This is a genomic window from Rhodococcus sp. 06-418-5, from assembly GCF_002258285.1.
Lineage (GTDB): Bacteria > Actinomycetota > Actinomycetes > Mycobacteriales > Mycobacteriaceae > Rhodococcoides.
In genome coordinates this window covers 301,497-313,599 of sequence record NZ_NOYE01000031.1, presented here as the reverse complement: position 1 = coordinate 313,599, position 12,103 = coordinate 301,497, and the positions used below count along the sequence as shown (strand labels likewise).

Sequence of the window (12,103 nt, the reverse complement as noted above, 5' to 3'; positions counted from 1 at the left end):
GCGCGATACGTGCCTCGTCCCGCAGGAGTCATGATGGACGCATGAGCTCGAAGAACCTGTTCGGCGGCCCCCGGACCCTGCTGATCGTGGCCGCGGTGGTCGTCGTGATCGCACTCGTCGCTGCCGCTGCAACGCTGATCGTCCGCGCCGTGCTCGGGCCGCCCGAGGGTGAGAACAAGTTCGAGATTCAGGGCTACGCCGTCGTGCAGGTCGATCCCCAGGTCAGCGACCTCGAGCTCGCCACACGTTAGCCGACTCCGCGGCGACCTGAGGGTCGTGCGTCTGCTGAAAGTTCCGCCCGCCGCGGGCGAAGGTGTGCAGCGTCGCGGCCGGTACCCGATGTTCGGGAACGGGCTCGTCGGTCCACTCGCAGTCACGTACGAAAGTCATGTTCGACGCCACCGCATCGGCGCTGTGGTCCTGGCGAAGCGGACCGGATATTCGGCCGAGGAAGTACTCGCCGCGCTCGGTACGCGTCCAGACCCAGGAGCCGTCCGCGACCTGCTCGAAGCGCTCTACCCGTCGTAGTGATCGTTCGTCGTCGGCCGCCATCCCGCAGAGTCCGAAGGTGAGGGCACGTTCGACACCCCCGGGCATCGGTGCGCGGTAGACGGCGTCCGGCATAGGGCCGAGCGTAGCGATGCTGGCCAGAATGCACGATCGGTGCTAACTTGAAGGTTCAACTTAAGCACTTCGAAGGACCTGTCATGCCATCTGTGATCAACCCGCCTGTCGCGGGCGCTGCGTTCGACGCATTTCTCGCCGATGCCGCGCCCGCGAGCCGGTCGCAGAAACTGTGGACCCCGAACGACGGACCGATGCCCGCCCTCTACATCAGCCACGGCGCACCCCCGGTCTTCGACGACGCCCTGTGGATGGACCAGCTGTTCACCTGGTCGCAGTCGATGCCCAAGCCGAAAGCGATCCTCATCGTCAGCGCACACTGGGAAGAGGCACCGCTGAGTCTGTCCGCCTCGGGTGCCGCAACCCCATTGGTCTACGACTTCGGTGGATTCGCTCAGCGCTACTACTCGATGGAATATCGGACGCCCGACGCCGAGGCGCTGGCCGCACGCGTTGCCGCGGCCATTCCGGCGTCGGAGAACCTGCATCAGCACAACTCCCGCGGCCTCGACCACGGTGCCTGGGTTCCGCTGAAGGTCATGTACCCCTACGCCGATGTTCCCGTTCTGCAGTTGAGCCTGCCGACGCACGCTCCCGATCGGCTGATGGCGATCGGCGCTGCGCTGAAAGAGCTTCGCGCCGAGGGAGTCTTGGTGATCGGTTCCGGGTTCATGACGCACGGTCTGCCGTTCCTGTCCCGGGAGAATTTCGCCACCAACACTGTGCCGACGTGGTCCGAGGACTTCGATCTCTGGGCGGCCGACGCGTTGTCGCGCGGTGACGTCGCGACTCTGGCGGACTTCCGTAGTGCTGCGCCGGGGATGCCGTACGCCCACCCCACCGTCGAACATTTCACTCCGCTGTTCGTCACTCTGGGTGCCGCCGAGAACCCGGAAGCTCCGGTGACCACCGCCATCACCGGCTTTCAATTCGGTTTGGCGAAGAGGTCCTTCGCGGTCGCGTGATGTCGTAGGAGGGGCGGGCACGGCCGGCTGGAGTTGGAATCGGTTCACTTCTGAGTTCTTTTCGAACTGGGGATTGTTATCCACGCCACTTCGCTCTACAGTTCTCAGCACCATCTCGGACATCGGTGTCCAAGATGGTCGGATGCGCTGTACGAACCGACGCCGGGCGCGCGTCCTACGGAGCCCGCCCTCCGGCGCGAAGGAGTACACCCGTGTCTTCTGCTCGATCTTGGACGCTTCGGGTCACAATCGGCCTGGTGACCGCCGTTGCCGCCATTGCGGCGACGACCAGCACCGCTGCCGCTGCACCCGACGTCAGCGATCCGCCCGAGGTGGTGGTTCAGCCGCCTCTGGCACCGTTCACGTGGCCGACGATCCCGGAGTTCGACACCGGCTTCTACCGTCCTCCCGCCGACGTCGTGGCCGCGGCCGAACCAGGTCAGATCATCGCCGCTCGGCCCGTCGAGCTGGCCACTCTCAATGTCATCCCCACACAGGTGGACGCCTGGCAGCTGTCGTTTCGGTCCAACAACGGACGCGACGAGCCGATAGCTGCGGTCACCACGGTCATCAAGCCCCGTGGCGTGCCCGCGGCACCGCGCCCGCTGATATCCATCCAATTGGCCGAGGATTCTCTCGCCGCCTACTGCGCGCCCTCGTATGCGATGCGAGCGGGGGCAATTCCCTGGCCGGTCACGGGCGCAGTGACGTCGGGTGCTCAATTCCTCGAGGTGCAGGCAGCGTTGGCTCAGGGCTGGGCGGTATCGGTACCCGACCATCAAGGTCCGAACAACTCGTTCGCCGCGGGGCCGGTCGCCGGTCGGATCACCCTCGACGGCATCCGAGCGGCCGAGAACTTCGCGCCGATGCAGTTGTCCGGAGAGGCCACCAAGGTGGGGATGAGCGGCTACTCCGGTGGCGCGATAGCCACCGGTCATGCAGCCGAGCTGGCCGGAAGCTACGCGCCCGAGCTCGATATCGTCGGCGTCACCGAGGGCGGAACCCCGGCTGAACTCGGGGCCCTGGTCGACAACGCGAACAACGCCCTCGGCTCCGGCATCGTCGCTGCCGGCATCATCGGTGCCAGCCGCGAAGATCCCGAGTTGGCCGACTTCATCGACCGGCACATCGATCCGCTCGGCCGAACTTTGTTCGCGGCCAAGGACAATCTCTGTGTCGGCTACTCGTCGGCGCTGCTCCCGTTCGTCAACCTGAAGGGTTTCCTGCATACCGACGGCGACCCGATTCAACAACCCGTGGTGAAGAAGGCCCTGTCCGCGATGCGACTCGGTGGCACCACCCCGAACATGCCGCTCTACGTCTACCACTCGAACCCGGATTGGCTGGTGCCGATCGGGCCGGTCAACGCGATGGTCGATTCGTACTGCAGCCGTCCCGGTGCCGATGTCACCTACACCCGTGACCATTTCAGCGAGCACATCACTCTGGAGCTGATCGCCTTTCCGAGCGCGGTGTTGTGGATGCGCGACCGGTTTGCCGGTGTTCCTGTGGAACCGGGTTGCCGAACGAACGATGTCGGCTCGATGGCGCTCGACACGCGTGCACACCCGCTCTTCGTCGATGCCGTCGGCGAGATAATCGCCGGACTGTTCGGCAAGCCGATCGGGGCGTGACGGGCCCGATCGGCGTCAGGGCCGCGAGACAGTCACCGGCGGTAGACTCCGCCGGTGACTGTCGCCGACGATCAGGGCCGCATCTACGCCGGACAGTCGTCCGCCGCGCGCAAAGCCGATCGACGCGCACGGTTTCTGCAGGCCGGGATCGAGGTCATCGGGGTGCGCGGATACGCAGCCACTTCGGTCGCCCATATCTGCACCGCGGCCGGTTTGGCGCGCAGTCAGTTCTACAGTGAGTTCGCCAACCGTGAGGCGCTGCTCGTGGATGTCTACGACCTGATCCAAGACGACGCGCTGGCTGCAGTCGTCGCCGCACTCGACGGGCAAGCCGACCGAGACCGACGCGCGCTGGTCGTCGCCGCGATGACCGCCTTGGTCGGATCGATCGGAGGTGACCCACGGCGAGCGCGGATTTCGTATCTGGAGATGCTGGGTGTCAGCGATGCCGTCGAACAGCACCGGACGCGCCGCCGTGCACAGTGGGTGGAATTCTTCGAGAACACCCTGCGCTCGGAAGTCGGTTCCGATTTCGTTCCCCCGGGTGGATATCGTTTGGCTGCAACAGCATTCCTCGGAGCGCTCACCGAGATCGTCTCCGACTGGTCCCGTACCGCCCCGCCCCGGCCACCCATCGAGCTCATCGTCGAGACGATGGTCGCCGTGCTGGGAGCCTTCGTTCCCGACCTGAACTGAACTGCAGGGTGCCGCGCAATACAGTGGACCGATGACAGCTGCCACCGGACCACTCGCAGGACTCGTGGTCGCGGATTTTTCTCGTGTACTCGCCGGACCGTACGCGACGATGATGCTCGGCGACATGGGTGCCGAGGTGATCAAGATCGAGCGACCCGGAATCGGAGACGACACCCGATCATGGGGTCCCCCGTACGACTCTGCCGGTACGGCAACCTATTTCAACTCGGTCAACCGCAACAAGACGTCGAGGTTCATCGACCTGCAGTCCGAGACCGGCGTAGCCGAGGCACGCGAGATCGTCGCCGGCGCGGACATCGTGATCGAGAACTTTCGCGCCGGTGCGATGGACCGACTCGGACTGGGCTATTCGACGCTCTCGCAGCGCAATCCCGGTTTGATCTACTGCTCGATCACTGGATTCGGCACCGGCGGGGGAGCAGCGCTGCCGGGCTACGACCTCGTGGTTCAGGCGGTCGGCGGGCTGATGAGCGTCACCGGCCCGGACGCGGAGGCACCGACCAAAGTGGGTGTGGCGATGGTCGACATCGTCACCGGACTCCATGCGCTCAGCGGAATCCTTGCGGCGCTGCATCATCGATCGAACACCGGTGCAGGCCAGCAGATACACACCTCACTGATGGCGTCGGTGCTGTCCGCACTGAGCAACCAGTCGTCGGCCTATCTCGGGGCCGGCGTCGTACCCGTGCCGATGGGCAACAAGCACCCCTCACTGGTGCCGTACGAGGTGTTCGAGACCGCCGATCGACCCCTCGCACTTGCCGTGGGCAACGACCGGCAATTCGCTGCCCTGGTCGAGGTTCTCGGATCGCCTGCACTGGCAGCGGACGAGCGCTTCTCGTCCAATTCAGCTCGCGTGAAACATCGAGACGAGCTGGTCGACGTTCTGACCTCGGCGTTGAGCGCCCGCACCGCGGACGAGTGGTATCGAGAACTGATGGCCCGCAACGTTCCCGCGGGACCGGTCAATTCTCTCGAGGAGGCCTTCGCGTTCGCGGAATCACTCGGTCTCGAACCGCGCGTGCAGGTTCCGGGTTCAGTGGCCGACAGCGTCCGCAACCCACTGGACTTCTCGGCAACACCGGTGAACTATCGCCTGCCACCGCCCGCCGAGTTCTAGTTCAACGCCCACTTCACCGACACGGACACACTGACCGTCTGCTGGCCAGGTTCGATGGGCACCGCCGTGTCGAACGAACTGGCGGAGTCGCCGAACGTCCTCGGCTGCTCCTGGCCGGTGATCGACTCGGTGATCGACAGGACGTCTCCGAGTTCGCCGCCTGCGAGCGTCGCGTACTGCTCGGCGCGATCGCGGGCATCGGCGAACGCCCTGGACCGGGCATCGGTGATCAGCTCGGAATCGTCGTCGATCTTGAACGAGACCCCGGAGATTCGGGTCGCGTTGCCACCGGCCGATGTGGCGTCGCCCAACACTTCGGACGCCTTCGACAGGTCGCGAACCGTCACCTGCAAGGTGTTGGTGGCCTGATATCCGGAGATGGCCGAGGTACCGCCCGGCAGAGCACCGGAATACTGCGGGTCGATCGAGACCTGCTGAGTCTGGATGTCCTCGCGAGCGACGCCGGCCGCGATGACCGCGTCCGTCACTTCGGTCACCGCAGCGTTAGCCTGTTCGATCGCGGCGGTGACGTCCTCGGCCGTGGCCTGGACGCCGATCTGGGTTGTCAACGTATCCGGTGCGCCCTGGACTTCTCCGACGCCGTTGACGTTCACACCGGGAGGTCCGTCGGGGGACGTGGTCGCTGGACTGCTGCAGCCCGCAGTCAGGGCTACGGCCAGCACCAGGGCCGATGCGCAGGATCCGGCCAACCATCTGTTTCGACTCACCGCCGTAGTGTCCACCATTGCAGGTGAATTGGAAAGGCTCAGGGCTTGCGATACTCGGCGTCGAACGTCACGGTGACCTCGTCGACCACCTTCATGGCTCCGAACATCTGCGAATACGGAGTGATCTTGTAATCCGACTGACGCACAGTGGTTTCGGACCCGACACGCCACCGATCGCCGAGGTCCGTGACGTCCACATCCACGGTGATCTCCCTCGACACACCGTGGATCTCGGCCGTGCCCGCCAGCCTGAATCCGGAGTCGACGGCCGTGATCTCGGTGGAGTGGAAACGTATCGACGGATATCGGTCGGCGTCGAAACTCTTGAGCGCGTTGGCTTTCGCGACGATCTTCTCCGGTCCGATCAAAGGTGTCAGTCCACCCTCGCCGTGGACCACGTCGAGTGAACTCACCTCGGCGGTCAAGGTGACAGCGGTAGGTGCGTCCCCGGCCCACTCGACTGTCGCAGCCCAGGAGGTCATCGCGATCGTGAGGCGATGCCCCATCTTGGATGCCCTTCCTGTGACATCCGTGCGAACAGCCAACTGCCCGCCGTCGGATGCGTCGAGCGTCCAGGTCTCGGTACTCATCCCCCGACTGTATCCGTCCCGCAGAACCGACGACGGGACTCAGGCGCAGGTGGTTAGGGTGGAGGTATGTTCTCCAATTCCCCTCGAACATTCGTCGCCGACGCCCTCCGCGGCTTCGTCGCTGCCACCGACGACGTCGCCTGGCATGCAGACCCCGGCTACCTGACGCGTCGCTATCGCATCTCCGACGGCCAGGTCGCGCTGCTGTCCGGTGGGGGATCGGGCCATGAGCCGCTGCATGCCGGCTTCATCGGCCGCGGAATGCTCACCGGCGCGTGCCCGGGCCTGGTGTTCACCTCACCCAATGCCCTCCAGGTGCACGAGGCATCCAAGGCCGTGGACTCGGGCGGCGGCGTGGTCCACATCGTGAAGAACTACACCGGCGACGTGATGAATTTCAAGATCGCCCGAGAGTTGTTGCAGGAGGACGGCATTGTCGCCGACGTCGTTCTCGTCGACGACGACGTGGCTAGTGAGAGCGAGGACGGCCCTGGCCGCCGCGGCACCGCAGCGACCATCGTCGTCGAAAAGGTATGCGGCGCAGCGGCCGAACGCGGAGACAGCCTGCAGGCGGTGGTCGCGCTTGGGCGTCGAACTGCGGAGAACGCACGCAGCATGGCCGTCGCGATGAATCCGCCCACATTGCCGGGAGCGGACGAACCGTCGTTCGACCTCCCGTCGGAGGAAATCGAACTCGGCATCGGCATCCACGGAGAACGCGGCACCGACCGGGTGCCGCGCCTGCCCGCCCAGGAGATCGTCGCGAAACTGACAGATCCCATCGTGGACTCGCTCGGGTTGAACTCGGGCGAATCGGTGATCGCGGTGGTCAACGGGCTCGGAGCAACGCATCCGCTGGAGCTGCATCTGCTGTTCGGTGAACTCTCGGAGTACCTGCACGGCAAAGGGATCGAGATCTCCCGCTCGCTCGTCGGCAGCTTCGTCACCGCGCTCGACATGGGTGGAGCCTCGATCACCCTCGTGCGCGCCGATGACGAGATGCTCGAGCTCTGGGACGCCCCCACCGACGCACCCGGTTGGCCCAACGCCCACAGCCGCGGCGTGAAGTCGGTGGGCGAACGTGGAGGCTTCGGGCCCTCGTTCGAGCCCTCCGACACCGGAGAGGTTTCGGCGTTCGCCTCGACGTGGATCGGGACTTGGGCGCAGCGGGTACTCGACGAAGAACCGGCCCTGACCGAGCTGGACCGCAAAGCAGGCGACGGCGACTTCGGAACCAACATGGTGGCCGCCCTCGAACAGCTCGATCTGGATGCCGTCAAGGACACCTATTCGGCAGCAACGGTATTCGAGGCCGTCAGTGAGGCCTACCTGGGCCACGCGGGCGGTACCTCGGGCGCGCTGTTCGGGATCTGGTTCCGCCAGTTCTACCGGACGATGCTCGAATCCGAGCCAGGTACTGCTGCCATCGCGGCCGCGGCCCGGGCAGGCCTGGACAGCATCACCGAACTCGGTGGCGCACGGGTAGGCGACAAGACGATGGTCGACGCCATCGCCCCTGCCGTCGATGCACTCGAGAAGGACGGCGGCACCCTGCAGCAGGCCGCGGACGCTGCGAAAACCGGAGCCGAATCGACCGAGGACATGACCGCCAACCGCGGCCGCGCCAGCTACGTCGGCGAGGCCGCGCGAGGCGTCGTCGACCCCGGTGCGCTGGTCATGGCCTGGTTCTTCGAGGCAGCTGCTAGCTCAGCGAACTGAGAAAGACCTCCGCGATCGCTTCGAGGCCGGCCTGATCGTCGGCGTCGAAGCGGTCGGGAACAGGGCTGTCCAGATCGAACACACCGATCAGGGTCTCGCCCTGGTGCAGCGGTACGACGACCTCGGAGCGTGTATTGGCATCGCACGCGATGTGACCGGGGAAAGCGTGGACGTCGGCGACGCGCTGCGTCTCGCGGGTGGTCGCTGCTGCTCCGCAGACACCCTTGTCCAGGGCGATGCGCACGCAGGCGGGCTGACCCTGAAACGGCCCGACCACCAGTTCGGTGCCGTCGAACAGGTAGAAGCCGACCCAATTGACCTCGGGCAGAGCGTGATACACCAGCGCAGACAGGTTGGCGGCGTTGGCGACGAGGTTCGATTCCTCGAACACCAGGCCACGGGCCTGCTCGGTGAGCTGCTGATACTGCTCGACCTTGGATCCGTTCAGTTCGGTCGCGGTGAAAGACATGCGCCGAGTTTAAGCGCACACCCCAGCACCACCAGATACGCCGACATGCCGCCTACCTGTATCCGTTGCGCGATGCCGAGACCGTACTCACCGGGCAGATTGTCGGCGATCAGCAGCCACGCGGTAGCCAGTGTCGTCACGATCAGGACGGCCAGGCCCAGCGTGCGCAGCAGCGGGTAGAGCCGGTAGCGAAATGCGGCCACCGTGAACGCGATCATGACGGTGAAGATCGCGAACACCGCGATGGTGCTGGTCAGCGCATGCAGGTGATGGAGTTGCGGGAACAATCCGCTCGGCTCGATCGGACAGCTCGGATCGTCGTCCGCCACACACTCGAGGGGGAGTTTCGCGTCGGCGATGGTCGCAATGCCGAAGATGCCCGACGCCACCCAGCCGGTGACGACGAGCCGTCGTCGCGGGGTTGCCAGGAAGCCGAGAATCGCCGCGAGAATCATCAACGAACCCGTAACGACGTCTGCGGTGGAGAAGAATTCGCGGTACGGCTGATCGCGGGCGTCGAGTTCGCTGAGGAACGATGTGGTCGGGTCGAGACCGGTATCGAGGAAGAATTCGGCGACCCAGGCCGAGTACAGCAGGCCGGCGAGGATCAAGCAGATAGCCACTACGACGCGGCGGATATCCACGCCTTCGGTTCTCGAACGCACCGACCAAGGCTAGCCAGTGAGTACCTCGGCGGTTGCCACCGCCAGTGCGACGGCGGACTCGCAGCTGTCGGTCAGGACGGACAGTGTGGGAACCGTGCGGGCATAGCGCGCGGCAGCATCGTCTTTCTCGGGCATGCCGAGCACGGGGTTGCCCAGCACGATGTCCGCGAAGCACGACGAATCCGAGGCGCGTGTCTCGACGGTGTAGCCGCCCTGCTGGACGGGCTCGCTGTCGGTCGAACGCAGATCCGAGTCGACGTACGTGAGCGTGACGTCGAGCATCGCCAGTGTGTCCTCGAACGTCGACGACGACGCCGTGAAGTGGCAACGGTACGGATCGGACGCGGGGTTCCAGCGGGCCACCGTCCAGGTTGCGGGGAGGTGTTCGAGGACGGCGCACGGGTCCTTCGAGGCCAGCGGAAGGTTGTACTTCGAGTCGGCCCGCAGTGGTGGATCGTCCAACAGGCTCAGTGCGGTCTCGGCGAAGGTTGTCGCCACTGCACACGCGTCGGCGACGGCCCGATCGACGTCGATCGTGGCAAAGCTACGACCGGATTCGGTGAGGAAGCCGTCCATGGCCCCGGTGGCGGCTCCGTCGAACTCGTCGCGCAGCGGAAAGCTGACGCGGCACTGCCCTTGCGACAGGTCGTGGAGATACACCTGTTCGCCGCCGATCGTGATCCGCTCGGTGTCCGGGTCGTCCGGCGTCGGCTGATATCCGTTCAGATCGATCGAGACGGAGTCGGTGGCGCTTGAGTTCGCCGGGTTCAGACTGGCCGAGCACGCGCTCAATTCGCCGTCGGGGCGCAGTTGCACCACCGTGCCGAGCTCAGCGAGGTCGTTTTCGGTGAGAAAACCGCAGGGGTCGAGACTGCGTACGAACGCCGCCGAGTCCGCTAGGTACCGGTCCGCCTCGGACAGCACGAATCCGTACCGGTTCTGCGGCGCACTGCTGACGGGGGAGGCGCTGCCGAGCAAGACCACCGCGCACCCGCTCGTCGATACGGCCATCGCCAGCGCTGTTGCCGCAAGCCACCAATTTCTACGCACCGTTTCCCCCGGAACTCGAATCAACCGATCATGGGGTTGGACGCGCGGGGGCCGGAGATGGTTTCAGTCTCCGGACAGGTTGTTTCAGTCTCCGGAAAGTTCGTCGACCACTCGATCGGCGGCCTCGGCGGGGTCCTCGTGTTCCCAGATTCGTACGACGCGCCAGCCCTCCGCGAGGAGCTTGTCGTCGGTGTCGCGATCGCGCGTGACGTTGGCCGCCAGTTTGTCGGCCCACCACTGCGCGTTGTTGCGGGGCTTGGTCGCGTGCACCGGGCAGCTGTGCCAGAAGCAACCGTCGACGTAGACCGCGACTTTGCGTTTGGGGAAGACCAGATCTGCTCGACGCCTCATGCCCTTCAACGGAGCTCGATCGACGAAGTAGCGCAGACCTCGACGGTGCAGTGCCTGCCGTAGCGCCACCTCGGGCTTGGTGTCGCGGCGTTTCTGCTTGCTCAGTCGCGCGCTGGTCCTGGCGTCGGTGGCGGGCCGGTCTCCGCTCACGCCGACACCCTCTCGGCGTACCCGCCCATGCGTTCGAGATGGGCGTCGAGGTCGTCGAGAAAGCCGTCGACGAAACGGAGATTGCCCGCTCTGGCTCGCTTGAGGAACCCGGCGGTCGCTCGCGCCGAGAGCAGCTTCGCGTCGTCCAGGAAATCGATCAGGTCCTCGTACGGCTCGTGCACCGGCATGGTCGTCACCGCGACCCGATAGCTGGTGCGGTCGCGTCCCCAGGCTGCGGTCGGCCAGGCCTGACCAGGCAGCAGAGCCGTATCGTTCGAGGCGTCGTACGGCTGGGGATCGTCGAGTGCGCTCGCCGCCCAGGACGCCATGCGCACACTGACGGCGTTGCCGACGAGCTTCCAGCGATGTCCGCTGCGGACGCCGGGCTGCTGGACGGCGGGCAGCGTCCACTCCGGATCGAATCCCTGCAGACGTTCGGCACCGATGATCCCGGGAGTGACGATCTCCCCGGACGGCAACCGAACCGCCGGCGGACTGGCTATGCCGAGCGAGGATCCGCCCTTGAGCGTCGGGACCGCATTGACGGCCCAGCCCAGCCCGCGAATGCCCTCGGTCCAGTAGAAGCCGCACGGCTGCGTGGCCGGGTCGCCGTCGGGCAGCGGTCCTGCATCCTGCGAGAACAGCACCTCGCGTGGATCGTCGGTACGCGAGGCCAGCATCACCACCCGCTGCCGACGCTGCGGCAACCCGAACGCGCGGGCGTCGACGACGCGGTATGCCCACATGTAACCGAGGTCCTCCAGCGCGTCGGTGATGTGTCGCATGGCCGCCCCACGGCCGAGTTGGAGCATGAACGGCACGTTCTCCATCAGTAGCCATCGCGGGCCGCGTCGACGCGAGACCAGCCGAAACACCTCGTCGACCAGGCCCGATCTGGCACCGGTGATGCCTGCGGTGCGGCCGGCCTGCGAGAGGTCCTGACAGGGGAAGCCGGCCGCGACGAGTTCGGTGTCGGCGGGCAGGCTTCGAAGAGTGGTGACGTCGGTGTGCAGGGGTACCTCGGGCATGCGCGCTTGCAGGACGGCCCCGGCTCCGAGATCGATCTCGCACAGCAACTGCGTCGTCCACCCTGCGTCGGCCAACCCCAGCTCGAGCCCGCCGATCCCCGCGAACAACCCGACCATCGACCGTGCGCTCACGTATGCCCTTCCTTTGCCCGACGGCCCTACGTTACTCGAGGGTCGGTTCGCTTGACCTCGACCGAGCTCGAGGTTTCACACTGGAATGCGAGGGCCGAAAAATCGGTTGGAAACTGAGCCTGTGCAATGAAAGCATTCGAGCACAGCAATAAGGAGAAGAA

The 12,103-nt window shown here is 65.6% G+C and carries 14 protein-coding genes; 6 read left to right on the top strand and 8 right to left on the bottom strand.

Features of this window, described 5'->3' with window-relative positions:
- The first annotated feature begins 41 nt into the window (after positions 1 to 41).
- The gene (locus tag CH274_RS22835; RefSeq protein ID WP_094646569.1) at positions 42 to 251 is read left to right on the top strand and encodes a hypothetical protein; all 210 of its coding nucleotides are present in this window, start codon (positions 42 to 44) and stop codon (positions 249 to 251) included.
- Here the strand turns inward: CH274_RS22835 and CH274_RS22830 are convergent.
- Positions 223 to 624 carry a hypothetical protein gene (locus CH274_RS22830; RefSeq protein ID WP_094646570.1) on the bottom strand — a complete coding sequence of 134 codons (402 nt, stop codon included), beginning with the start codon at positions 622 to 624 and terminating at the stop codon, positions 223 to 225. The genes CH274_RS22835 and CH274_RS22830 overlap by 29 nt on opposite strands.
- Positions 625 to 707: 83 nt before the next feature.
- Here CH274_RS22830 and CH274_RS22825 point away from each other — a divergent pair, with 83 nt between their 5' ends.
- From CH274_RS22825 to CH274_RS22810, 4 genes are all read left to right on the top strand, one after another.
- Positions 708 to 1,589: a dioxygenase family protein gene (locus tag CH274_RS22825; protein WP_094659010.1), complete on the top strand. Its 882-nt coding sequence runs from the start codon at positions 708 to 710 to the stop codon at positions 1,587 to 1,589.
- A gap of 257 nt (positions 1,590 to 1,846) precedes the next feature.
- The gene (locus CH274_RS22820) at positions 1,847 to 3,223 is read left to right on the top strand and encodes a lipase family protein (protein WP_256993674.1); all 1,377 of its coding nucleotides are present in this window, start codon (positions 1,847 to 1,849) and stop codon (positions 3,221 to 3,223) included.
- 54 nt (positions 3,224 to 3,277) lie between these two features.
- Entirely contained in the window at positions 3,278 to 3,919 is a 642-nt protein-coding gene (locus tag CH274_RS22815) for a TetR/AcrR family transcriptional regulator (RefSeq protein WP_094659008.1), read from the top strand.
- A 31-nt stretch (positions 3,920 to 3,950) separates the two neighbouring features.
- Positions 3,951 to 5,060, top strand: coding sequence for a CaiB/BaiF CoA transferase family protein (locus CH274_RS22810; protein ID WP_094659007.1), 1,110 nt, complete (start codon positions 3,951 to 3,953; stop codon positions 5,058 to 5,060).
- Here the strand turns inward: CH274_RS22810 and CH274_RS22805 are convergent.
- Together CH274_RS22805 and CH274_RS22800 are read right to left on the bottom strand one after the other, a co-directional pair.
- Positions 5,057 to 5,788, bottom strand: a complete 732-nt coding sequence (locus CH274_RS22805; protein WP_256980427.1) for an SIMPL domain-containing protein — start codon at positions 5,786 to 5,788, stop codon at positions 5,057 to 5,059. The two genes, CH274_RS22810 and CH274_RS22805, sit on opposite strands and share 4 nt — an antisense overlap.
- A 38-nt stretch (positions 5,789 to 5,826) precedes the next feature.
- The gene (locus tag CH274_RS22800; protein WP_094632044.1) at positions 5,827 to 6,378 is read right to left on the bottom strand and encodes a YceI family protein; all 552 of its coding nucleotides are present in this window, start codon (positions 6,376 to 6,378) and stop codon (positions 5,827 to 5,829) included.
- 66 nt (positions 6,379 to 6,444) lie between these two features.
- Here CH274_RS22800 and dhaL point away from each other — a divergent pair, with 66 nt between their 5' ends.
- Positions 6,445 to 8,097 carry a dihydroxyacetone kinase subunit DhaL gene (gene dhaL / locus CH274_RS22795; RefSeq protein WP_094646575.1) on the top strand — a complete coding sequence of 551 codons (1,653 nt, stop codon included), beginning with the start codon at positions 6,445 to 6,447 and terminating at the stop codon, positions 8,095 to 8,097.
- Here dhaL and CH274_RS22790 read toward each other — a convergent pair.
- The 5 genes from CH274_RS22790 to CH274_RS22770 all read right to left on the bottom strand — a co-directional run bounded on the left by CH274_RS22790 (position 8,081) and on the right by CH274_RS22770 (position 11,927).
- A complete protein-coding gene (locus tag CH274_RS22790) occupies positions 8,081 to 8,566 on the bottom strand; it encodes a GAF domain-containing protein (RefSeq protein ID WP_094659006.1) in 486 nt (161 codons plus the stop codon). The genes dhaL and CH274_RS22790 overlap by 17 nt on opposite strands.
- Entirely contained in the window at positions 8,542 to 9,231 is a 690-nt protein-coding gene (locus CH274_RS22785) for a DUF998 domain-containing protein (protein WP_256993673.1), read from the bottom strand. The genes CH274_RS22790 and CH274_RS22785 overlap by 25 nt, the downstream gene beginning before the upstream one ends.
- 9 nt (positions 9,232 to 9,240) lie before the next feature.
- Positions 9,241 to 10,281, bottom strand: a complete 1,041-nt coding sequence (locus tag CH274_RS22780) for a hypothetical protein (RefSeq protein WP_143546629.1) — start codon at positions 10,279 to 10,281, stop codon at positions 9,241 to 9,243.
- Between the two features lie 84 nt (positions 10,282 to 10,365).
- A complete protein-coding gene (locus tag CH274_RS22775; RefSeq protein ID WP_094632050.1) occupies positions 10,366 to 10,782 on the bottom strand; it encodes a very short patch repair endonuclease in 417 nt (138 codons plus the stop codon).
- On the bottom strand, positions 10,779 to 11,927 hold the full coding sequence (locus tag CH274_RS22770; RefSeq protein ID WP_179275844.1) for a DNA cytosine methyltransferase: 1,149 nt from the start codon (positions 11,925 to 11,927) through the stop codon (positions 10,779 to 10,781). Before CH274_RS22770 ends, CH274_RS22775 begins: the two co-directional genes overlap by 4 nt.
- Positions 11,928 to 12,103: the final 176 nt, after the last annotated feature.

Bases quoted from the DNA above. Each gene is read 5' to 3' on its own strand.
- CH274_RS22835 (WP_094646569.1), top strand. From the start codon at position 42: ATGAGCTCGAAGAACCTGTTCGGCGGCCCCCGGACCCTGCTGATCGTG.
- CH274_RS22830 (WP_094646570.1), bottom strand. From the start codon at position 624: ATGCCGGACGCCGTCTACCGCGCACCGATGCCCGGGGGTGTCGAACGT.
- CH274_RS22825 (WP_094659010.1), top strand. From the start codon at position 708: ATGCCATCTGTGATCAACCCGCCTGTCGCGGGCGCTGCGTTCGACGCA.
- CH274_RS22810 (WP_094659007.1), top strand. From the start codon at position 3,951: ATGACAGCTGCCACCGGACCACTCGCAGGACTCGTGGTCGCGGATTTT.
- CH274_RS22800 (WP_094632044.1), bottom strand. From the start codon at position 6,378: ATGAGTACCGAGACCTGGACGCTCGACGCATCCGACGGCGGGCAGTTG.
- dhaL (WP_094646575.1), top strand. From the start codon at position 6,445: ATGTTCTCCAATTCCCCTCGAACATTCGTCGCCGACGCCCTCCGCGGC.
- CH274_RS22790 (WP_094659006.1), bottom strand. From the start codon at position 8,566: ATGTCTTTCACCGCGACCGAACTGAACGGATCCAAGGTCGAGCAGTAT.
- CH274_RS22770 (WP_179275844.1), bottom strand. From the start codon at position 11,927: ATGGTCGGGTTGTTCGCGGGGATCGGCGGGCTCGAGCTGGGGTTGGCC.